The 22985-nt window shown below is 34.4% G+C and carries 26 protein-coding genes; 6 read left to right on the top strand and 20 right to left on the bottom strand.

Annotation, left to right across the window (positions count from 1 at the left end; all coding sequences use genetic code 11):
• Positions 1–3 precede the first annotated feature (3 nt).
• Together AMET_RS08865 and AMET_RS08860 are read right to left on the bottom strand one after the other, a co-directional pair.
• A complete protein-coding gene (locus AMET_RS08865; protein ID WP_012062987.1) occupies positions 4–234 on the bottom strand; it encodes an SDR family NAD(P)-dependent oxidoreductase in 231 nt (76 codons plus the stop codon).
• Between the two features lie 101 nt (positions 235–335).
• Positions 336–908 carry a TetR/AcrR family transcriptional regulator gene (locus AMET_RS08860; RefSeq protein ID WP_012062986.1) on the bottom strand — a complete coding sequence of 191 codons (573 nt, stop codon included), beginning with the start codon at positions 906–908 and terminating at the stop codon, positions 336–338.
• A gap of 225 nt (positions 909–1133) precedes the next feature.
• Here AMET_RS08860 and tnpA (AMET_RS08855) point away from each other — a divergent pair, with 225 nt between their 5' ends.
• The 4 genes from tnpA (AMET_RS08855) to AMET_RS08850 are packed head-to-tail and all read left to right on the top strand — an operon-like array spanning position 1134 to position 2954.
• On the top strand, positions 1134–1472 hold the full coding sequence (tnpA, locus tag AMET_RS08855) for an IS66 family insertion sequence element accessory protein TnpA (RefSeq protein WP_012062985.1): 339 nt from the start codon (positions 1134–1136) through the stop codon (positions 1470–1472).
• The gene (gene tnpB / locus AMET_RS27345) at positions 1462–1767 is read left to right on the top strand and encodes an IS66 family insertion sequence element accessory protein TnpB (RefSeq protein ID WP_012062984.1); all 306 of its coding nucleotides are present in this window, start codon (positions 1462–1464) and stop codon (positions 1765–1767) included. Before tnpA (AMET_RS08855) ends, tnpB begins: the two co-directional genes overlap by 11 nt.
• Before the next feature lie 27 nt (positions 1768–1794).
• Positions 1795–2199: an IS66 family insertion sequence element accessory protein TnpA gene (gene tnpA / locus AMET_RS26510; RefSeq protein ID WP_012062983.1), complete on the top strand. Its 405-nt coding sequence runs from the start codon at positions 1795–1797 to the stop codon at positions 2197–2199.
• Positions 2184–2954, top strand: coding sequence for a DMT family transporter (locus tag AMET_RS08850; RefSeq protein WP_012062982.1), 771 nt, complete (start codon positions 2184–2186; stop codon positions 2952–2954). The genes tnpA (AMET_RS26510) and AMET_RS08850 overlap by 16 nt, the downstream gene beginning before the upstream one ends.
• A 944-nt stretch (positions 2955–3898) precedes the next feature.
• On the opposite strand, the gene AMET_RS26360 is transcribed toward AMET_RS08850, so the two are convergent.
• The 3 genes from AMET_RS26360 to AMET_RS08840 form a co-directional block, all read right to left on the bottom strand.
• Positions 3899–4057 carry a hypothetical protein gene (locus AMET_RS26360; RefSeq protein WP_012062981.1) on the bottom strand — a complete coding sequence of 53 codons (159 nt, stop codon included), beginning with the start codon at positions 4055–4057 and terminating at the stop codon, positions 3899–3901.
• Positions 4058–4234: 177 nt separating this feature from the next.
• The gene (locus AMET_RS08845) at positions 4235–8752 is read right to left on the bottom strand and encodes an InlB B-repeat-containing protein (RefSeq protein ID WP_012062980.1); all 4518 of its coding nucleotides are present in this window, start codon (positions 8750–8752) and stop codon (positions 4235–4237) included.
• Positions 8753–8832: 80 nt separating this feature from the next.
• Entirely contained in the window at positions 8833–9222 is a 390-nt protein-coding gene (locus tag AMET_RS08840) for a flagellar protein FlaG (protein ID WP_012062979.1), read from the bottom strand.
• A gap of 311 nt (positions 9223–9533) precedes the next feature.
• Between AMET_RS08840 and AMET_RS08835 the strand changes: the two genes are divergently transcribed.
• Both AMET_RS08835 and AMET_RS08830 read left to right on the top strand, forming a co-directional pair.
• Positions 9534–11654 carry a sensor histidine kinase gene (locus AMET_RS08835; RefSeq protein WP_012062978.1) on the top strand — a complete coding sequence of 707 codons (2121 nt, stop codon included), beginning with the start codon at positions 9534–9536 and terminating at the stop codon, positions 11652–11654.
• Positions 11655–11707: 53 nt separating this feature from the next.
• Positions 11708–12412 carry a response regulator transcription factor gene (locus AMET_RS08830; protein WP_012062977.1) on the top strand — a complete coding sequence of 235 codons (705 nt, stop codon included), beginning with the start codon at positions 11708–11710 and terminating at the stop codon, positions 12410–12412.
• A 626-nt stretch (positions 12413–13038) separates the two neighbouring features.
• On the opposite strand, the gene AMET_RS08825 is transcribed toward AMET_RS08830, so the two are convergent.
• The 15 genes from AMET_RS08825 to AMET_RS08765 all read right to left on the bottom strand — a co-directional run bounded on the left by AMET_RS08825 (position 13039) and on the right by AMET_RS08765 (position 22813).
• Positions 13039–14142, bottom strand: a complete 1104-nt coding sequence (locus AMET_RS08825) for a Y-family DNA polymerase (RefSeq protein WP_012062976.1) — start codon at positions 14140–14142, stop codon at positions 13039–13041.
• Positions 14136–14288: a hypothetical protein gene (locus AMET_RS27050; protein ID WP_330368731.1), complete on the bottom strand. Its 153-nt coding sequence runs from the start codon at positions 14286–14288 to the stop codon at positions 14136–14138. Before AMET_RS27050 ends, AMET_RS08825 begins: the two co-directional genes overlap by 7 nt.
• Before the next feature lie 97 nt (positions 14289–14385).
• Positions 14386–14622 carry a hypothetical protein gene (locus tag AMET_RS08820; protein ID WP_012062975.1) on the bottom strand — a complete coding sequence of 79 codons (237 nt, stop codon included), beginning with the start codon at positions 14620–14622 and terminating at the stop codon, positions 14386–14388.
• Between the two features lie 108 nt (positions 14623–14730).
• The gene (locus AMET_RS27340; protein WP_408626396.1) at positions 14731–14877 is read right to left on the bottom strand and encodes a PF20097 family protein; all 147 of its coding nucleotides are present in this window, start codon (positions 14875–14877) and stop codon (positions 14731–14733) included.
• An 80-nt stretch (positions 14878–14957) separates the two neighbouring features.
• Complete coding sequence (locus AMET_RS08815) at positions 14958–15194, bottom strand: hypothetical protein (RefSeq protein ID WP_041720546.1); 237 nt, start codon at positions 15192–15194, stop codon at positions 14958–14960.
• 52 nt (positions 15195–15246) lie between these two features.
• Positions 15247–15435: a hypothetical protein gene (locus tag AMET_RS08810; protein WP_041720379.1), complete on the bottom strand. Its 189-nt coding sequence runs from the start codon at positions 15433–15435 to the stop codon at positions 15247–15249.
• 24 nt (positions 15436–15459) lie between these two features.
• A complete protein-coding gene (istB, locus tag AMET_RS08805) occupies positions 15460–16203 on the bottom strand; it encodes an IS21-like element helper ATPase IstB (RefSeq protein WP_012062302.1) in 744 nt (247 codons plus the stop codon).
• Entirely contained in the window at positions 16191–17759 is a 1569-nt protein-coding gene (istA, locus tag AMET_RS08800) for an IS21 family transposase (protein ID WP_049765184.1), read from the bottom strand. The genes istB and istA overlap by 13 nt, the downstream gene beginning before the upstream one ends.
• A 303-nt stretch (positions 17760–18062) precedes the next feature.
• On the bottom strand, positions 18063–18674 hold the full coding sequence (locus AMET_RS08795) for a hypothetical protein (RefSeq protein ID WP_012062974.1): 612 nt from the start codon (positions 18672–18674) through the stop codon (positions 18063–18065).
• A gap of 96 nt (positions 18675–18770) precedes the next feature.
• On the bottom strand, positions 18771–19031 hold the full coding sequence (locus AMET_RS08790) for a hypothetical protein (RefSeq protein ID WP_041720545.1): 261 nt from the start codon (positions 19029–19031) through the stop codon (positions 18771–18773).
• A gap of 336 nt (positions 19032–19367) precedes the next feature.
• The gene (locus tag AMET_RS08785) at positions 19368–19841 is read right to left on the bottom strand and encodes a hypothetical protein (protein ID WP_012062973.1); all 474 of its coding nucleotides are present in this window, start codon (positions 19839–19841) and stop codon (positions 19368–19370) included.
• A 152-nt stretch (positions 19842–19993) separates the two neighbouring features.
• Positions 19994–20227 (bottom strand): hypothetical protein, encoded by a 234-nt coding sequence (locus AMET_RS08780; protein ID WP_012062972.1) that lies wholly within the window; start codon positions 20225–20227, stop codon positions 19994–19996.
• A gap of 166 nt (positions 20228–20393) precedes the next feature.
• A complete protein-coding gene (locus AMET_RS08775; protein ID WP_012062971.1) occupies positions 20394–20816 on the bottom strand; it encodes a VOC family protein in 423 nt (140 codons plus the stop codon).
• A 73-nt stretch (positions 20817–20889) separates the two neighbouring features.
• Positions 20890–21609: a class I SAM-dependent methyltransferase gene (locus tag AMET_RS08770; RefSeq protein ID WP_012062970.1), complete on the bottom strand. Its 720-nt coding sequence runs from the start codon at positions 21607–21609 to the stop codon at positions 20890–20892.
• 553 nt (positions 21610–22162) lie between these two features.
• The gene (locus AMET_RS08765) at positions 22163–22813 is read right to left on the bottom strand and encodes a hypothetical protein (protein ID WP_012062969.1); all 651 of its coding nucleotides are present in this window, start codon (positions 22811–22813) and stop codon (positions 22163–22165) included.
• Positions 22814–22985 lie beyond the last annotated feature (172 nt).

The raw sequence follows: 22985 nt of genomic DNA, 5'->3' as shown, positions 1-22985 counted from the left end.
TCCTCAACATTTTTCTGCGAATTTCTTGACTTCTGACATTAAGGATAGATCCGCAATTAGCATCTCCAGATTTTTGTTATTAGTTTTTTTCAAAATCTCATCAAAAACAGACTGCGTTTTCGCAGCATCTCTACCGTGAATGATTACTGTATGACCTTTTCTGGCTAAAGAAAGCGCAGTTTCTTTTCCAATGCCGCTTGAAGCCCCCGTTATAAGTATTACTTTCTTCTTCATAAAGTTACCTTCTATATTTATAACTATTTAATCATCTTCATGATTATAAGCGAATGTTCGTTTATAACCATTTTTAGAAATAAGTACTCTTTTTTGAGTACTTATTTCTTTATAGCATCCCAGCACATTTCAAAAACTACTTTATAGTCAATTTCCCCGAACACATCTTTTTGATGACAACTATCTTTATATAGCTGTGTAATCGGGTAAAAACAGAACCCACTTAATAAGGCAGGTGAAACATTCTTTAAGATTCCTTCTTTAATTCCGCGCTCGAATGGCGAGCAAGCCTGTTGAATAAGTTTTAAGAGTTCTTGATTTTTAACTGTTAATACCAGTGGTGAATCTCCCGCTTGCCCAATAAAGAGAAAATAATCTTCATAATTCCTTGCAAAATTCAATACGTTCTCGCAAAACTTTAGAACAGATTGTTCGACTGGTTCCGTGTCTCTGATTCCTTTCATACTGGCATTAAGCATCTGCGTCTTTACATCAATATATATTTTCTTAAACATATCCTCCTTATTTTCATAATAGATGTAAATAGTAGATGCTGATACTCCTGCTGCCTTTGCAATCTTAGACATAGAAACATTAGCAAACCCAATTTCATTAATCATTTTTATGGTCGCTGATAAAATAGCATCTTTTTTATTTTCGTCTTTTACTCTCATATGCTTTATTATAAACGAACGTTCTGTTATTGTCAATTGTCATAACACTAAATTAGAAAAGCAGTGTAGGTAAATTCTTTCCTATACTGAATGCCTACCCCTCGAAACCCGTCAAACTGTAATATTCCGTGTATACGCTGCGTAAGCGTAAATTCCAATGCACATATTCTGTGTTAAATATCAATGATAGAATCATCTCAAATATAAAAATTGAGGTGATTTTTTATGCGAAAGCAAGCAAATCTTGAATGTTGGGAGGAAATTCTGTCCGAGCAAATCTCAAGCGGCCTCACTCAAATCAAGTGGTGTGAGCAAAACAGTATTAATATCCACAAATTTCGTTACTGGAAGAGACGTTTGTCTTTAAATCCAAGTGCTGAAGCTGATCCAAACGAAGGCAAATGGGCTTTGATTGCCCCTAAAGCTAAATCGATTCCTAACAATAGTCATGGTGAAAGTTGTATTCAAATCCAAATAGGACAAGCAACAGTGACCGTGACAGAGCAAGTGAATTTTGATACGCTATCTGATGTCATTTCACTCTTAATGAAATATGTTCAGTAACAGCAGAATCCATCAGGTTTATCTTGCATTAGGACCAACTGATCTACGCAAGTCGATCGACGGCCTTGCCCTCATTGTTCAGGAGCGTTTTAATCTAGACCCATTTTCTCGAAATTTATATGTCTTTTGTAATCGCAAGAGAGATAAAATCAAAATTCTCGAATGGGACACCAGTGGCTTTTGGCTTCACTATAAACGCCTTGAAAAAGATCGCTTCAGTTGGCCCGATGAAATCAGCGGCACTGTAAGCGTAAATCCTAACACACATTTTCTCTCACAAGAAGTTTTGATATAATTATCTCATAAATTGTGAAATGAGGTGATGACAATAAAGTCTAGTGAGAATAAAGAAAAATGGAAGTTACATATAAACTCGCAACTTTCTAGCGGACAGACACAAATTCAGTGGTGCGAAGAACAAAGTGTAAACATCCATAGCTTCAGATACTGGAAGAACCGCTTACAGATTAAGCCTGAGCAATCTAAAGAAAGTACTGGATTTGTAGCCATTAAACCAGTGACGCTACAGAAGGTATCAAAAATGCGTATTCGTATAGATTGGAATATGATTTTTACTCAGAAGTCGTGGGTTGTAGTCATTGCCATGTCTTGCTCTGTATTATGGGGTAGTGCTTTCCCTGTGATTAAAACTAGCTATGTTGAAATGGAAATAGCCTCAACGAACCTAGCAGCTATAATTGTTTTGCAGGAATGGGATTTTTTATAGCTTCAATTATTTTATTTTTACTTGTAAAGTTTGGATTTAAAAAAAGTATTAGAATAGAGAAAAAAAGAGTGCCAAGGTTGTTTTTATTAGGAATACTTCAGACTACTTTACAATATTTCTTCTTTTATAATGGATTAGCTAACACTTCTGGGATGAAGGCTTCGATACTCTCCTCCATCGGCACCCTTTTTATAGTAATCTTAGCGCATTATTTTTATAGTAATGATAAAATGAGCCTAAGAAAGGTTATAGGATTAGTAACAGGCTTTGTAGGAATTATGTTGGTAAATCGAGGAAATACAGGCTGGGATAGTAGCTTTTCGCTTCAAGGAGAAGGATTTATGATTATATATGGACTTGTTGAAGCCTTTGCAATAATACTTGCTAAAAAAATTGCAAAGGAGGGTGTACATCCATTTCTAATCACTGGCTGGCAAATGCTGATAGGGTCTAGTATATTTCTTTTAATAGGTGTACCCATACTTCAACCTAGAGCTATGATATTTACAACAAGAGCATGGGCCTTATTAATTTACTCATCATTTTTGTCTGCAGCGACCTTTAGTTTATGGTACTCCTTGTTGAAATTCAATAAGGCTGGGGAAATAGCTCTATATAAATTTGCAACTCCTATATGGGGAGCCTTACTATCAGCCCTAATAATACCGGGAGAAAGTCTAAATATTTCTATAATAGGTGCTTTGATATTAGCGTCTACAGGAGTAATAGTAGTAAATTATCAAAATAATTCATAGATTCATTTATAATAACTATTAGGGCTGATGGGTATAAGTCTGGTTAAGTATTGTTATTAAAAACCGCTGTTACTTATGGTACGGTTCACCATCCATTATCCTAAACGCTACTTAAATACTTAAATATTCTCACCTAATCATCAAACTTCCTACTATTATCACTAGTGGTTACTCACTTGAAATTTCATTTCTTTGATTCTATCATAATTCCTCTATGGAAATTACATTACCTTAGATAATCTTTCACTAGTGTTCAATTAATGGATTTTAAATCCATTAATTGAACACTAGTGATTTTATTCTCCTGCATCAACAAGATTTCTATAACAGCTATACTTCTCTATTGTCTATCCCGACCCATAAGCACGTATCCTTCCTTGGGGATAGTCAATAGTATAAGCGCTACCCCAACAGCTAAATTTCCTTCAAAGACGGACCTAGACACCTCCCAAAAAACTTATCAAGGGACAGCTATGGACGTTAGGTAATAGCCTGTCCCGAAGATATTATTTTCACATAAACCCTAAAGATTCTTCTTTACAACACCCTTAAACTTGCAATCTATATACTTAATAACGCATTATAGGATCCTAGAGCATTACCTTCCAAAGACCCCAAAGCCAGACCCTTATCCCCACACTATTTCTTAATCGACATTTAGTGAATAGTTGTGGGCTGGCTGTCTTGCAGGTCTATTTAATATCTTGCACAGGTCTATCTCCGTGGTTCAATTGGTTGGGCTACTCCCAGCCCTGGTTACATTGTGGGTATGATGGATAGCCCTTTTCAGTTGTTTTCTTGTGTGCCTGACCACATAGCCACAAAGTTAATGACGACTACTGCTACTACTGATGAAAGTGACATTTTGGGGTCAGGGCATGATGGACAACTTATTCTGATCCGTTTGATGGTATCGTTGCCCACATCCCTATGGCGGTCTAGCTTTAGGGTCTTGTCTTGCCCAGCATCTCTACTCTTTCCACAGACTTCCCTTGTTTATGGTCTATCTTCAGGGTGGGAAGACCGTTTTCAATGCCCTCAATTTTCTGCAGTATTAAAAAAGCAAGAGAAGAAAAAGCCTTCCCTTGCTGATCTAAGATCATAAAATGATATTTGCAACTTCCATAAATTTCAAATATTAGGAGCTTGCTAACAGTAGGGGCTTTAATAGAAAAATAATGCTGATATATACAAATAGTCTAGATAATATCCTTTTAGACCTATTTTTGTACTTAAGAAAGGTCGGATCCAAAGTGGCTTAAGCTTAGACTCAAAATGTACTATTTGTTAATCAATCCAGATTCAACTAATAGATTCCGAATAGCTGTTGCAGCTTCTGCATGGGTAAATGTTCCTTTAGGCGCTATCATGTCTTTTTCCCTTCCATTAAATACACCGGCACTTAGTGTTTTATTGACGGAAGCATATGCCCAAGGCGCTACCTCACTTACATCTTTGTATTGAAAAATCCGATCTTTATCTAATTCTGCAAGCTTTACTATGTCCATCGCTTTGGCATACATGGTCATGGCTTCTTCTCTAGTGATTATATTATCAGATCTAAAAGTGCCATCAGGGTAGCCATTGACGATTCCCCACTCATTGGCGATGGTGATTCCTTTCCATGCAGAATGACCATTATCAATATCTATAAATAGCTCCTGTTCTTCTGACAACTGAACTCCTTCTCTATATAAGCCAAGGGCCCTGACAATATAGGTTGCAAACTCGGCTCTATTGATTGCTTTATCCGGCATAAAATCTTCCACTTCTAAGATTATCAGTCTTGATGCCATATCATTGACCATCTTTTCTGACCAATGACCATTTACATTATCTATTATTGTTGGATTCCAAATAACTGAATAAGTGGAGTTAGTTAAAGAGTTTATCCCTGCATACCACTTATTATCTTTATCAAATACTTCTGTTGGTACATGGCTATATGTTCCATCTGAGTTGAATACTACACCTGTTGAGATTCTACTTGGATCTAGTTCTTCTGGTATTTCCATTATACGCTCTGCATAATTTTTAAACCTATTAATTTTCACTTCTTTAACCGTACCTTCGTTAGAGGTTGTTCTTGCTGTTATTTCAAACTGCAGAGGCTCAAATACAATTTCATGGCCTACTGCCTTTGCGTTAGCTGTTAATCTTTCAATTTCCTCAGAATCTATTTTACTAATGCTCATTTCAACTTCTATAGACTCTAAACTATCCAAAGCAACACCCATGGACTCAGCAAGTTTTTCTATCGTAAAGTCCTTTGCAGATAAACGATATGTTACATTCTCTTCCTTAACTGAAATTTTAAAATCATTGTTTTCAAGTTTCTTTACAATATCACCTGTTAAAGATACTTTAACTGTATCTCCAGTATTTAGTACAGGTATTACTACTTCATTGTTATCTCTCTCTACTTTTATAGCCTCTTCAATATGTTTACTCATTTGTTCTGCGTCTACTGTTAATTTAACTTCTATTTTTCCTTCTGTTTCTATTTTTGTTTCTGTTCCCGTTTTCTGCGTCTCTCCATTAATTATCACTTCAATTTCATTAAAATCCGCTATAGGCTCTGGTATTGGATCAGGCTCTAGTTTCGGTGTATCGTTCCCTGAATCCCCACTACTCCCACCCGATGGAATTCGACTCCATTTTGCATATAACATAGTATCTTCTTTTGTTACATCTGAGTAGAAATCCCAAACATCGTTCAACTCACTATTTTTATACCAACCACCAAAATTGTAGCCTGTTCTTGTTGGTTCTTGTGGTTGGGCTACGCTTTCACCATGTTTTATATTCTGTCCATTCACTGCACTTCCACCATTACGGTTAAAGATAATGGTGTATCTGTTTATTTTCCATTGGGCATACAGAATTGAACCTGTTGTACTCAGACTAAATGTATCATTAGGTTTATAGGAACTTCCACTTCCATCAGCTTTAGTATTCCATCCAATAAAGGTATATCCTGTCTTTTCTAAGCTACCTGTGTTTTCTTTGACTGTAACAGTTGCCCCTTCTGCATATCCGCTATCCTCGGTTGGTATATTACCTCCCGTACTTCCATTCCCATCATAGCTTATGCCCTTCAGTGTCACTGTTACTTCTGCTATTAATGGATTTATACTGGTTGTAAGCTTACTGCCATCTAATAAGATTGTACCTACCCCTTCGCTGTCTAAGTTACCATAAACTTCTGCTGTAACCGTTGTGCTTGTTTTGTTATCCACTGTTCTGATATTTAATCCATTGAATGCACCTCCAAGGCTCATATCTGATGCATACACTGAACCTGTCACTGTATCGTTATGGATGTGTAATGTGAACATTTGGCTGTAGTTTTTGCTACCTGCTACGTTATTTGGTGTGGCTGTCATCCTAATGCTCTCTGCGTCTATCCATTTTGCAAACAAGGTAGTATCTGTTAATACTTTGTCTGATGTAAAGTTCCAGATATCGGATAAATCTGCTCCATTATACCACCTTAAAAAGATACTTCCGTCCTTAGTTGGGGTTATAGGTGATGAAATTATTGCTCCATATCGTACTCCTGTAATATCAGAGACAGATGTTCCTCCATTACTTTCAAAATTTACTGTATGCATGTTTCTGTCATAGTAAAGTTTTAATACAAGACTTCCATCAGATAAAATTTTCCCACTTTCTACGCTTTCATCATGGCTTCTGTTTTGTGTAAACCCAGTATAGGTCTTATATAATGCTGTTACATCTGCACCTGTTATTCCTCTTAGATTATCTTCAGTCTCATGTAAGTTATATTCGGCACCGACTGTATCTTGTTGGTAATGTTCAACTTTGTATGCTGTGTCACTACCGAGGTTCCATTTGGCATATATTATTGTATTCTCTGTGACTCGCTCTAATCCAAAATCCCATTGGTTACTCAATTCAACTTCTTTATACCATCCTCCGAAGGAATAGCCTACCTTTACTGGTAGATCTGGCGCTACCAGTAAATCGTTGTAATCTACCTCTTGACTTGCTACTGTGCTTCCCCCTTGACTATCAAAGGTTATGGTATATTGATTAATATCATACTGAGCTATTACTTCTAAATCAGTTGTTACATTATTAAATGACTTATCCCATCCAGCAAAGGTATATCCCTCTCTGGTGGGGTTATTAGGCACTGTTGCAGACTCACCATTATATACTACTTCAGTCTTTAGTAGACTACCATCATGGTCTTTAAAGGTCACTGTATATTGATCCAGACTGATAAATGTATGTCCATTGGCCTGTGCATAGTTCTTAGTTGTAGAAGGATCAAAACCATGTATTTTAAGGTTAGCTTGATTCCATATGAAAACACTAGTACCAAAGTCTACATGCTTATTTAAAATAGTTACATTGGTTAATTCATTACTATCAAACCCGTGACTTCCAATGCTAGTTATACCTTCTGGTATGTGTACACTAGTCAGTTGGTTATAGTAAAATGCATAATCGCCAATACTAGTTACACCTTCTGGTATATTTACACTGGTTAGTTGTTTAAACAAAAATGCATAATATTCAATGCTAGTTACAAGGACCCCACCAATGGTGCTGGGTATGACCACATCCTTCGGTCCATCATCACGATATCCAGTGATTGTACCTGTTCCAGGATCGAAATAAAAATACTCTTCAGGTGTAGATATAACTGCATTCTCTCCAGTGGCGAACCTTTTAAAATTGGAGGTTCCTCCATTAGCAATAACCCTTAGCACATGTTCTCCATCGTTTATGTTATCAAGGAAACTATAATTTAACACACCATTGTCACCGGTATTAAAAGAACCATTGTGTTTTATATCATTTATATAAATATCTAAATTCTGATTATTCATAATGTTCCCCACTGCATCCCTAAGAGTAATGGTAGCAGTAACAGGATTTATTACATTGTCTAATTCGATGTCGATGGTTGATGCAGCTTGAGAATATGTACCCTGTGTTGTTTCAAGACCACTTTCAACATAACTATCCTTAAAGTACCATTTTAAGACATCATGATGCGAATAAGCACTTCCTGTGGAAGCTGAAAATCCAATAAATACATCCTTACCCTCAAGGAAATCGCCTACATTTCTGGTGATTGTTTCATTGGCGTCATCGCTTCTTACATCGCTTGTTCCGATTGTAGCAGTAATAATACCGTCATCATAATCTACCCAAGCGTGAATCAGGTCTGTTCTTATTTTAGGGTAAGATACTCTAGACCCTTCTGGTTGATCATGGTGAGATACAACCCCGTTTACTAGGATAGCTACATGTTCGTTATCGAGGTCGCCATGGCCACTATTTTTCCATGTATCAAACTCAACTGCAATTGAATTTGTTATGGTAGAATATCCAAGTCCGGAGCCATACTTTCCAATTTTAGGCTGATCCGCTTCATAAATAATGAAGGCAAGTCCGTCTGCCCCTGGGGGCTCAGAACGACCGTCATCAATCCCATGACTGTGAATATCTATTGCGAAATAGGTGCTAAATCCGTCTGTCAATCTTATGTGATTTCGCCTAACAACGGTACCAGCCTTATTTCTAGCTCTTGGAGCCACTCTTAATATACCGCTTCCAGAAGGGGTATCGGCGTCCCCTCGCTTCCACAGTAAGGCGCTCGATTCATCACCACCCACGTTATTGGCATCAAAGTTATTTAATTCCACCATAACTGCAATCGGTTCTAGATCTGCTGCATGTACTGTTCCTATTATAAAAATATCTTTACACATCAGTACCATCATTATCATAATTAGTAATTTTACTAATATACGCTTCATATACATCGCCCCCTCTGTCTTTATCCATCAGTCGCCTATAGGATTTTAATACCTTTACATTACTTAAAGTTCATTTTATACTAAGCTTTTTCATCTACAAGCAAACCTGTAAGCTCCCACATCTTGGCTACCATATCCAGTAGCTTTTCTGGTGGAATTTCTCTTAGTACTTCTTGATTTTCAGTATTAACAATCTTAATACTGATTCGTTTGGTATCCTCGTGCACAGAAAACTGTAGCTCAGTCGGGGGTTTTAAAAGGAATTTATTGGCCTGTTCTATCATTTCTATTAGCTTTTCTTCCCTTATGTTGAGATGCTCTCCTTCTTTTTTTCTTTTTAGAACATCTTGAATTTGAGGCTTCTGTGGGCTCGAATCCATAGCTTTTGTCTCAGATACCTTATTTTTAGACCGCAACTGGGTCTGTATCATCTGACTATGGTTATTGGGCTGTAGACTTGAAATCTCCATCTTTTTCTCCTCCTTTGTTCTTATTGACAAAATAAAATAAGCTTCCTCAAGTATTTTAGAATTCTAACAATCTTTCTTAATATACTTTGATACTGTCTTAAACTACATAGACAATATCATCATTAATTTGATAATGTTTTAAAACATGGAAATTTTGACATAATTCTGCTTTGATATAGAGGATTTACCGTCACATTTGTCGAAATATGCTAATGACATAATTTTATCATCAAATGCTATCTTAGCAGCTTAAGACAACTTTAAAAAAAACTAAAAATTTCTTTAGATAGAAAAACTGTTGGGGGTTACTTATGTCCAGAAAGTTTATTAAAATTTTCATTATATTCTTTATAGGTTCTTTATTATTATCAGCTTGTACATATAGTGATATTTCAACCACAGATACACCTAAAGCAGTGGATGGTATACTAGACCTAACAGACTGGGATTGGAAAGAGAATGGTGTAGTTAATTTAAACGGGCAGTGGGAGTTTTACTGGCAGGAGCTTTTTACCCCAGGAGACTTTAAAGAAACGACTCCAATAAAAGAAAGAGATCTAATCATCCTTCCAAGGGCTTGGAATAAGTTATTGATTGACGAAGAGGAGCTTACAGGGGAGGGCTATGGGACCTATAGACTGAGAATTTATCATCCAGACGATGAGATACTCGGTATTAAAATTCCACGAATTTTTACTTCCTATAACCTTTGGGTTAATGGGGAGCTTATTGCTTCAGCTGGTAAGGTTAGTAACGATAATCAGCAAACGATTCCTCAATATTTGCCTCAAGTAAAATATATTCACCCAGAAACAGATGTGATTGAACTAGTGGTTCAAGTAGCAAATTATCGGCATCGCAGTGGTGGTATATTAGAAAGTATCCAAATGGGCTCTGCATCTGAAATTACCGAAGTACGTACCAGAAACCTTGCACTTGAGCTTTTTCTATTTGGTAGTTTATTTATTATTGGATTTTATCACCTGGTGCTTTTTCTTTTTAGAACAAAGGACAGGACCACTCTTTATTTTGGCATATATTCAATCATAATTGGTCTAAGAACTCTATTAGTTGGGGAGATATACTTTATTCATCTTTTTCCTAATTTCAACTGGGAAATAGCTCATAAGATACAAACCCTAGCATACTACTTGAGTGTTCCTTTGGTCTTATTATTCTTAAGAGCGGCATTTCCCTATGATGTTTCTAGAAAAGTTAACACTTTTATTCAAATCATCGCTTCAAGCTTTGGACTTTTAGTTTTATTAATGCCCGTAAAGGTGTTCACCCCATTCAACCCTCTCTATCAGTTTTTTTCATTGATGGTATTTGCATATGTCCTTTATATTATTATGACAACCTGTTATAGAAAAAGGGAAGGGGCTTATTTGATTGGTATTGGTTTAACTACTCTTGTATTAACTGCAATTAATGATATCCTATTTCTTAGTACCTTATTATCAGATACTAATAACCATTTTTTAAGAAGCATTATCACCAGAGGCAATCTATCTTCTTGGGGATTATTAATCTTTGTATTTACTCAATCTTTAGTTGTGGCTAAGAAATTCTCAAAAAGTTTTTCTAGTGTAGAATTGTTATCAGAACAGTTAAAACATGCAAATTTAAACTTAGAGGAAAAGGTGAAAGAAAGAACACGTGCTTTAGAAACTTCAAAAAATGAGCTTAAAAAAGCATATGAAGCCGTTTCTAGATCTGAAAAGTCTCTTCAGTGTTTGATGCAGAATATATCTCATGACCTGAGAACGCCTTTGTCAGCCATTAAAGGGTATGTAAATGCTATCTTAGACGGAGTTGTAAACGAACCCCAGAGTCAAAATAAATATTTAAAAAGGGTGATTGGTAAGACCGATCATTTAAACCATATGGTACAGGAATTATTAGACTTATCACAATTACAATCTCAACAATTGAAGTTAGAATTTACTGAAATTCCAGTAAAAACGTTAATAGAAAATCTTTCGGAAAAATATGAATTAGATATGTTAAATGAAAAAGTGCAATTCAAAGTTTATTATCCAAATAAGTGGATCAATGATGCTAATAATATAGAAGCTTTATCTGTAAGGGTAGATATAGATAAACTTGAAAGAGTTTTTTCAAACTTATTGACAAATGCCTTAAAGTACACGTCAGATAAGGATAAAGTCCAGATAAGTTTTGATATGACTAGAGATCAAAAAAATCTTCTTGTTAACGTTTCTGATACAGGAGTTGGAATTTCCCAAGAAGATTTACCCCATATTTTTGATCGCTTTTATATGGTTTCAAAAGCGAGGCAAGCTAATAGTAGTGGTCTAGGCCTTGCTATTGTTAAGGAAATTGTAAAATATCATGGTGGAAAGGTATGGGCTGAAAGTGAGCTCGGAAAAGGTAGTGACTTTTTCTTCACACTACCTATTCATAGTTAAAACCAAATAAATTTAAACTTTAATAGGTGATCAAGCTTAAGGAGGTGTAGTCATTGGCAGGCGAAACGATACTGGTTGTAGATGATGATGAGGATATTAGAGAGATTATCACTTTATACTTAGAAAAAGAAGGATATCAGGTGATTTTAGCTATGGATGGTCATCAAGCATTAGAATGTGCATTCTCTTTCAATCCCGACTTAGTTATTCTAGATATGATGATTCCTGGTTTAGACGGCATTGAAGTGTGCCAGGCATTACGTAAAAATTTATCTACACCTATTATTTTTCTGAGTTGCAAATCTACTCCAAGTGATAAATCCATCGGATTAATAGCTGGTGGAGATGACTATATGAGTAAGCCCTTTGATACAATGGAACTTCTGGCAAGGATTAAGGCTCATTTGCGTCGAAATCGTATACTGGAAAATTCAAACTACAGCAATGCCCAAAATAAACGATTATGTTATGGGGATTTGACTATTAATTTAGACAATCATTCTGTGGTAGTATACGGACAAGAAATTATTTTATCTCCTAAGGAGTTCCAACTATTGACTCTATTAGCCAAAAATCCTAATAGGGTATTTAGTAATGAACAATTATTTGAAACCCTTTGGGCTACTGAGAGTTTTGGAGATCATAGAACAGTGATGGTTCATATAAGTAACATACGAAAAAAGATAGAGAGAGATGCTAAAAAGCCAGCATTGATTCAAACGGTTAAAGGCGTTGGATATAAGTTTTGCGCAACATAAAGACACACTTAAATACAATAATATACCTATTAACAAGGGGAATTAAAATGAGTACATAATAGAGGAATTTATGAAATATTTGCGAAGACAAATTAAGTCAAGATAAGCGCAATTATAGTGCTGGACGATTATTAACATGTAAGAAAGGTACGAAGAATAAACCTATGAACATTTTTTGACAAGAATGTTTTCATCCATTGATGTTCTTCTTAATCTTTACTGGCACAGGCTACCTCTTTTACAGCATGAATGAAGATACCGGTAGACTGTACCTGCCAGGACATCTCTGGGGTCTCATCTCTGCTTACATTGTGGATATGGTAGACAACTTATTCTGTTTTGTTTTATTGTATCGTTACCCACATCCCTATGGCGGTCTATCACTAGGGTTTTGTCCTGCCCGGCACCTCTACTCTTTCCACAGACTTCCCCTATTTACGGTCTATCTTCAGGGTGAGAAGACTGTTTTCAACGCGCTCAGTTTTATTCAGTATTAAAAAAGCAAGAGAAGAAAATCCCTTCCCTTGCAAACCCCTAAGACCCACAACCATCTTCAGTCACAAAAAATGTCCTTCACAGAATACCTACTGGGATTTTTGTTTTGGACATATTTGTCTCCTTTACACCTATAATATACTCGACATCATTGGGTACTCTTCCTCCGTCAGCACACCTCCCATTAAGGGCTCTATATTAGAATTTAAAAAACATGAGCGAATTAGTGTATTACAGCCATACTTCAGCCTAATTTCATCAATTGTTCTATCAAGATTTTTGTTTTCTTTTTCTTTTGTGGCAAATACAGACAGTTGATAAAAATCATTGGCGCATAGAGAGGATAAATGAATACCAAAGTGTCTAAGAGGCTCTCCTTGCCACATTTCATTAAATAGTACTTTTGCATTTTCATAAATTTCATTGGTGCCTTCTATGGGTACATCTAACTTTCTTTGATGGCTATGGGAAATTAGATGGTGATTCTTAATAGAAACAGATAAAACATAGGCACATTTCCCAGCATTTCTTATTCTCATCCCTACTGTTTCACTTAAGGCCAGTAGAATTTGATAGGCAGTTTCATGATCTGTTACGTCAAAGGCAACAGTATTGGAGTTGCCTAATCCCTTAATAGGCACGCCATCATTTTTCACCAGTGAATCATCTAAACCATTGGCATATTTCCAAATCAATAAGCCTTGGCTTTTTAGCCACTTCTGTAGGTAATCAGGATCTGTATTTGCCAGCCCTCCTATGGTCATGATGCCTCTACTTTTTAACTTCTTCCAGGTTGCTGGACCGACGAAAAACAATTCTTCTATTGGTAATGGCCACATTTTTTTTGTTATTTCATTTTTATAAAGGGTATGTACTTTGTCTGGTTTTTCAAACTCTGAAGCCATTTTAGCCAGAAGTTTATTGTTTCCAATACCGATGTTCACTGTAAATCCTAGCTGATTTTTAATTCTTTCTTTGATTGTATAAGCGGCTTGAATAGGATCTCCAAAGTATTCTTCCATATTAGTATAATCTAGAAATGCTTCATCGATGGAATATCTTTGTACAGTAGGTGAATATGCTTTAAGTATTTCCATCATGCCACGGCTACACTGCATATATAGGGTATACCTTGGTGGAATAATCACTAACTCTGGGCATTTGTTTCTTGCGGAGAATAAGGTTTCTCCTGTTTTTATATTATATTTTTTCGCTGGAATTGATTTAGCTAGCACAATACCATGCCTTTTTTCTTCATTTCCTCCAATAACTGAGGGACTTTCCTTAAATCAACTGTCTCTCCTTGTTGTAATCTATAAACTGCTTCCCAAGATAAATAGGCTGAATTTGCATCTATATGAAAAATAACCCTTTTGTGCATACAATTCCCCCTCCTTCCTGGCTATAAGCATATCCGAACTTATGTTCTGTGTAAAGAGTAAAAAAAATTGCTCGGTTGATTATATGTCTCCAACCACCTAATTCAATTTTTTATTTGATAGCTTAGTTACAGCAGCTTCCATAAAAAGCGTTTGCACATCTACATAAATCTCTTCTACTTCTTCTAATGATAAACCATATTTTTTGCCTGCAGTTTCCATGACTTCATCTCCAAAATAGTCTTCAATAGCAACACAATCCTCATTTTCTTTCTCATACCTTTTAAATAACTCATTGCAGTATTTATAAATTTCTATCCTATCTTTTATATTCACTGATGATTCCTCCTATAGTCATTTATTGTCCAAAACTATTTTTCTATTGGTCAAGGTCCATGATCATTTTTTTGCACTCATAGCATTTAAAGGCCCGCACTTTAGGTCTCAGAGAATTATCCACATGAGGTAGTACTTCTTGAGCCAATTGCCACTCCTAAAAACAAATTTATCAGCAGGCAACCACTTTAAAGAATACCTATCACCATAGATGTATCCCTCTATTAATTCCTTTTGACAATATGGATAATTCATTTGATCACTTTCCTGTGGTATCGTTTAACATAGATTAATTGCTTCACATTTAAAAGGTTTACAGAAAATAAATAGTTACATTAAAGATGCCAAACACTACCAACTCTAGTAATAGATAAAATCAAAAATAGAACTCCTAATACCTTAGAATATCCTGGATTTGACCGAGCATTAATTAAATAATTTGGCTTAAAAATCATTATTATTCCAACAATAAAAATTATTGTAAAAGCTATTGTCTCCCATATGTAACTGGCAAGTGTTTTTGGAGAAATTTTGGCAAATAGTTTTCCATAGTAATTTCCAAATCTCTCCATACACTACTGCTTGTAATTTATCTTATAATCACTGAACTTTATTAAACGAATATTAGTTTTTATCTCTTATGACTTTTCTGATTTGCTCATAAATATCTTGCTCCGTATACTCGAAAATATGACCTTCATCATCTTCTACAGGAGATCCATACTCATTTAATAATTCCTGCTTTAAGCCATCAGAGATAGTTATCCTTCTGCTAAACAAATACTTTTTTAAATCTTTCTCTCTTAACAACATAATCACAATCGCCTCCTTCATCTATTAAAACAATGATTCTCGATGTTCTAATCTATAGCTCTTACCTGTCATATTAAATAGCTCACATCTGTAAGTGATTCTATCTAACACTGCCGTGGTTAAAGCGGGGTCCCCTAATAACTCGGTCCAATCTTCAAGCCCTTTGTTGGAGGTAATAATTAACGATGTTTGTTCATGAAGGGCTGATATTAATTGGAAAAACAAGTTCGCTTCTTCTCTTGATATGGGGAGGTAACCTAGCTCATCGATGATCAGAAGACTAGAAGATAAAACATTGTTGATTTTCCCTTTGCTTTTTCTTGATATCTCCTGTGTTTTTAAACAGTGCATCAGATTGTCCATGGTGGTGAAGCTAACCTTGTAGCCCATCTCTACAGCCTTGTACCCTAATGCAATACACAAGTGGCTTTTACCTACCCCTGGAGGGCCTAAAAGTATTAGATTATACATTCTATCTATCCAGTCCATCTCAATAAGACTATTGATTTGTCTTTGGGTAATCGATCTTTGAAAGGTTAGATCGAACTCTTCTATTGTCTTAAGTACCGGAAAGCCTGCAGCCTTAACTCTGCGTTCCTGGGCCTTTTTCTCTCTGAGATCGACTTCGTTTTCTAATATTGACAGTAAAAGATTCTGATATGAAATGTTGTTTATGTCAGCATTTTCAACGATGGAATCTGCATTGGTATTTAAGTAGTTCAATTTGAGTTTTTTAGCGTGATCCTTTATTGATTCTAATTTTTCCATTTTCTTTTATCCTCCTTCAGGGCACTCATGTATTCTCTAATATCTCGTACTTGAGGCTTTAAATCCTGATATTTTGAAGGAGTAGTTATGTCAGCTTTAAAGTACTTCTTATTTAGTTGTCTGTTTTCTTCAAGTTTTAAGTACTGTATGGCATCCTTCAAGAGCCCTGCGCTAAACAATTTCCTTTCAATACAGTAGCTTAATGCCCTTTGAACAATTGATTTGTCTTGGTTTTTTACTGTATTCATTATTAGGGCAAATTGATCTTTAAAGTGTCTTGGCTTCTCTATTTTTAATACATCAACAAATTCATTAGCCTTTTCAGTATGGTCTAAGCTTTTTAACACTTTGTTGTAGATTTCATGACTTGTACAGTGTTTACTCTCATTCCTATCATAGTGCTCTATTTTCACTAATTTTCCTTTATCCTGACTGATTTTATGTTCAATAATTAACTGTTCTGTATCTTGGTTCTTAATTTCCATGGTATCTTTCTTAATAATTAATTTAACCTCTTTCCCTGGAGAATAGGTTCCCGTAGGGACTTGGTATCTATTTTGCTTGTAAAAAACTGTATTGTTTTTTCTAACGAGATAGGTTAAACTATTTGTATTAGTTGTGTTTACAAATAGAGTGGGTATTGGCTTTAAGTGTTCCTTTTCCAGGGCAAACACTTCTGCCGGTACCTTCTTTGTTGTTTCATGGACTTTTTTATTACCTCTTCTTTCTAACCATTTCAGCGAATCATCATTAAATGAGTCAATATCTACAAATGTTCTATTCTTTGCAAAATTATACTTGGCATATTTCACTACGGCTTCAATTTTCCCTTTACTCTGTGGGTCATAACCCCTGCAAAGGTACACTTTAAACTTAAGGGAATTAATATAGTTTTGAAATCCTTCTGTGTATATGATATCTCCATGATTTTCTGATACCACTAGGACTCTGTCCTGGTCATAAACAACCTCCTTAGGCATTCCTCCAAAATATTCAAAGGCTTTATTATGGGCCTCAATGAATGTCTGGGTAGTAAAGGGCTTGTCTATCCAATAGATGTATTTATGTCTGGAATGGGATAAAACCATACCAAAGCAATATACTTTGATTCTTGTTTTGTCAGGTTTATCTAGCCATATTTGGCCCAGGTCAACCTGTGCTTGATATCCCATAGGAAGCTCATCCACCTCCTCAAATTGCCTTGCTGAAACTACTTTAGGGAGCTTATGTTCTTCCCTTAAGTGATTGACATATAGTCGTAAAGTTCTATCCTTAAAGTCCAGCACATGATATTTTTCCTCTAGCCAATCATATATTTGAGCACTTGATAAATCCCTATGTTCTCTAATCCATGCTAAGACTTCGTCCTTATATTTGTCCACCTTCCTTTCTCTAGATTCAGTTCTTTGTCTTAAGCTTGCAAATTCATCTGGTGTCATATCCCAATATTTATGTACTGTTTTATAGTCGATCTCCAGCCTCCTTGCTACCTGTGATTTATTCAGTCCTTTGGACTTGTATCCTTGGATTTCAGCAAACATATTCCACTCCTTCAATTTCATTCCTCCTCTGGTGTCACTAGCTAACTAATTCTACCAGAAGGGATATTATTATTGTAGTAAATTGGAAATTATTCTCCGTTTTTGTTTGCCAAAATCTCTCCCTTTTATTTTACCAGTTACACCATACAGCTCTTTCTGTAGTATATAAATCATATTGCCTAGATATAAGACCCGTAACAGCAAATAATACAACAAGAGTAATATGAAATAATTTGTTTGACTTCATTTTCAACCCTCCCCGAACAATTAATTACACATTAAATATCTAATTCGTCTTTAAATGACAATGTTGCGCTATTACTTGCCACCTTGTTCAATCTGACTATAAAACCATTCATAATCAAATTGCGCATTAATCTCTACTGATTCTAACTCTCCATCGAAAACTTTATCGAAGAAAACCAGCGTGTTGTCTTCAAAAATCAGTAAAGAAAAAATATACCCATCTTCTAGGCTATTTGTTAGTATATCTATATCCTTATATGATAGTAGTACGGCATAGTAATTAGCGTTCCTTAAAAGGTCTTCACTTAAATATTTATCATAATTAGCTTTTGACTCTCTAATTTTATCGAATACATCTTTGATAGCCTCTGGGTTGGTGATTCTGATTATTTGATTTTGAAGTTCATTCACTTCAATTGTATACTGATCTATTTTTTCTTCTAGCTCTTTCATTTCTTCATTGGATAACTGATTACTTTTACTTATTAAGTCATTTATCTCTAATCCCGTTATTGATAACTCTAGATTTCTTTTGTTTAAATCAGGAATCCAAATTTCTAATTCATCTGGTGTTTTGAGATGATCTAATTTGACTAACTCATCATTACTTGCTATATAATTATCACAGCCTACCACAATTATTAGAATGATCATTAAAATTATAAGAAGGTACTTTTTCCCCATTAGACATGTGCCCCCTTGGAATTTTCAGTTATTTAAGTATTTTCCATTTGATGGGTATTGAAAAGATGATGTGTAACAACTAGATAAAATTTCTATTTAGCGAAAATGTTCTGGGTTAGTTATTAGGTAAAGGTAGGACCAGAATATTAAATCTCCAATTGTACTTCCAAAGAAGTCAATATTAAAGCCTAATCTTAAAATTAGAAATGCAAGTATAAATATAATAAGTAGCATTATTTTATATTTTGCAATTCCAAAATGCTTAATTAATTTATCTTTGTAGTTAAATACCTTATTTAGTAAATAAAGTGCTAAAACCCAAATTGATGAAGCTAAAAAAATTAATGGCAGATTCATGCAAACCCTCCTCTAAAAACAAAATACTGGAAACCACAGAACAAAACCTAGTTGCTTCTATTGCTTAGATAATCTTTTACGCCTTAAAAGATGATATGGTTATTACCATATTGCAAAACCATCATATCGTACTGATGAATAATTTTACATTACACTATAGGAACAAAATTTAAATGTCTATCTTTATGTCTTTTTTACATTGAGGCTTTGTTAATGCCTCATGTTCATATTTTATAAGTAAGTAAATGAATGGCTATATTGCTATTATTTCAAGCATATTTCCATTCCTTTATTTCAAACATTTTGTGGCACATAAAAAAGAAAATGTTCATCAATTTAGTTAAGATTTCCATCCATTTTAAATGATAATTTTAGTTTTAAGACAATACTTAGCAAAACAAGAGAAAATATTTGGGTTGAGATAATAGTCATAAATAATCTATAATGTTCAACATAGTATTTTATATAAATAGAAATTAAATAATTACTGATTAAACCCAGAATAATACTTATTGCTAAGTTCTTTACATCTATTCTGTTTTGATATTGTTCATCAGCAACTAAATAGAAGAATTGTATTGTGAATATTAGCCTGAAAGTCATTTTAACGGCTGAGGTAATTACCTCAAGCATGCTTATATGATCATTCCAGTAAAAATCTAAATACCAATCATAATATTCCCTCGTAAAACTCTTATGTGAATTGTTTAATGTTATTATATCACCATAAAAAATTAATATAGCTATAAAAAAGGCACTAAATAAAATGATAGAAATTAAAGATATTGTTATAGCATTATTTTTCCTCAAGTTACAACCTCCTAATATATAATGGCAATTACCATTAGCTAGTATTTTACATCAACTGTGCATTAAATAGACAATGCGTATTAAGACTATTTGCAATTACAATAGTCATCTATTAATAATCTGTTATATCAAACAAATATATATTATTTTATCTACCAAAAACTTCGATAAATAGTTAATAGTAGCATACAAGTTATTACAATAATGGCTATCATTGATACTCTTTTATGAAGCCAAATAACCTCTTCACTTAATTCAGGTTCTTCTTCATACATCCATCTTCTACCAAATAAGTGGCTTTCTTCAGGTTCTCTATATCCCCAAATTAACAGTCCATATACAGGTATTAAAAAAATAATCAATATGAATAATTCAGTTCCCCTCAAAACTGTCCCCTCCCTTAAAAATTCATTCCATAAAATAAAAATTTAATCTAGTCCTTACTTCACCTAATTCATCTGTGACGACTAAAATAGATAATACGAAGCAATATCATTCTTTGATTCTTCACAATATAAGAAATTTGCGTAGCAATTTCACTGTAGATTTAGACTATTTTATTCGTTGAAACATTGGATGACTTTCTTTAAATTGAACTAAATCCCACAGGTTTCCGTATAAATCTTTGAAAACTGCTACAGTACCGTATGATTGTTCTTTTGGTTCTCTAACGAATTCAATTCCTTTTGTTATCATATCATCATAGTCTCGCCAAAGGTCATCTGTCCCAAGAAATAAAAAAATTCTTCCTCCTGCTTGGTTTCCAATAAAAGACTCTTGTTCTGGCTTTGAAGCCCTTGCAAGTAATATTGTAGTTCCAGATGAGCCTGGCGGTGATACTACTACCCAACGCTTATCTTGTTCTGGTTGATAGGTATCTTCAATTAATGTAAAATGGAGTTTTTTTGTGTAAAACTCAATGGCTTCATCATAATCTTTAACAACCAAAGCAATATGCACAACAGATTGTATCATTTTTAACCCTTCTTTCTTTGTAAAATATAAAGTCTTACGTTACAATTTTCATCTATTACGTCTGATTAATTTCTCATTTAGCCAACCTCCGCATTAAAATACTCCAACATATATCCTTTCCGTATAATGCATTGTCAGCACACTCTCTCATTTCTCGAAACTCAACTATTTCAAAGTATGTCCCAAGGATTTTTTTTAACTTAATATCTGAATAACCTAACCCACCCGCCATAGAAGATTTCTTATATACATCATGATCTGATAGGTTAGCCCCTCCCTTAAGATTAAAACAAACTAACCCAAAATACCCTCCTGGTTTTAATAATCTATGAACTTTCTCCAAATACTGACTTCTTCTATGGGGTTTAATGTGATGCAAACATCCACTATCATATATCAAGTCATAGCTTGATAACTCACGGTTAATGTTGAAAAATGAATCGTTAACATATAGAGCAATGTCACCAGTTTTCTTACTTTCTTCTTTAGCCCATTCAATTGATTTTTTTGAGAAATCCAGCCCTTCAACATCATATCCTCTTGAAGCTATAAATCTTGAGTTTCTTCCATTTCCACACCCCACATCTAAAGCCCTACCAATATCATCAAAGTATTTATCAAAGTAAGTCACTAAGTTTTCATCTGGAGCATTAACGAAAAATGGAATCGGTTTTCCTTTATCCGAGTAGAACTCATTCCACCACTCTTCATCCCACTTCTCCAACAGACTATCTAACATGTTTAATAGGTCTTCTTGATTTAATATGACTTCTTGATCTAATTTATCATTCATTCGTTGTCCTCCTTATTAAAGAATTATATAGTTTTTAAACGCTTATACATTTTCCAGTGTCACTATCTCTTCTTATAAGATTCTAATATCACACTATGGAATAATTTTACATAAACCTATGATAGTAAAATGCAAATATCCTGAATTCCATACTTTTGAGCAACCGATTATACCTTATAGTATATTAACTCTTTGATTCATATTTATCATCTTATGCGTCAATACTTATATCTCAATTGTAAAATAAATTTACATAATTGTAAAAATATAGCACACTATTTTAAATAAACATTTTCTTGTACAGAGCCTAAAATTATTCTACCTTCCAAATATGCGTATGTTTTTAGCCCCCAATTATGCCAAACGAAACATCTCCATGGTCTGTTCTTGCTTGCTTATTGATTCCTCTTATAACAATATGATAAATTTGCGTTTCACTTTTCTTTCTGTTCTTGGCATTTTTATCACTCTAAGTCCTCTCATCATTTTAAAATCTTCATCAACCGCAAGAATCGTCCCCTTGGTTGAGCCGATTCGTGTCTGCTGTTGGTTATTATAACGGTTTAATCTCTAAATAATTTCCAGTTTCAGTTTCAGAATATTGCATAATAACCACTCCTTGTACCCAACTAAAATTTGGATTGCCCTCACACTTAAAAATAATTGTCTTATTGACATCATCTATTTCGACATCATTTTTTCCAGTTGCACGATAAAAATTTGCAATGTAGTCAAATGAATTATAAACTTTTTTCGTGTCAGAATCGGTTATTGTATCAAGTATATGAAGAGGAACCAAAAATACATAAAGATTAGGAACTCTTTCAGATACATCAATATCAATACTTGACATAGCGTTACTCAGCGTATAAACATCTGTATTGCCGAGATGATTTTTGTCGTAAATAACAAAGTAATAGGTAAACTCATTTTTTACAGCAGAAATTAATATTGTTTTTATATTTCCGTTTTCATGCAAGCTCGCATTATATCCTGCTTCATTAATTAATTCGTTCATTCGTTCCATAGAATAGTCTGTTTTGAAAAAAAGCATATTGGTTATATTGCTAACGCTATGATTAAACGGCAATTCAAAATGATATTCTCCGTAATAATCATTTATCCCACTACGTATTACCCTTCCGCAACTTGATACAATAAACAGAGAGGATATTAGTAAAATTAAAACTGCAAATTTTTTCATATTATCTGCAGCCTTTTACAAAAATATTTACAAATGTAACCGTGGAAGCGGTTCTTCTGGTTATAATCTTGGTGTATTTTATATGCTATGTAGCTACTGAATATAGAAACAAATATTAAAATCATAACTCTCCTCCTTGAATAGGTTACTATATTAATCATAATTTTGGAAA

The organism is Alkaliphilus metalliredigens QYMF, from assembly GCF_000016985.1.
GTDB classification, from domain to species: domain Bacteria; phylum Bacillota; class Clostridia; order Peptostreptococcales; family Natronincolaceae; genus Alkaliphilus_A; species Alkaliphilus_A metalliredigens.
This window is presented reverse-complemented; position numbering and strand designations above follow the sequence as displayed.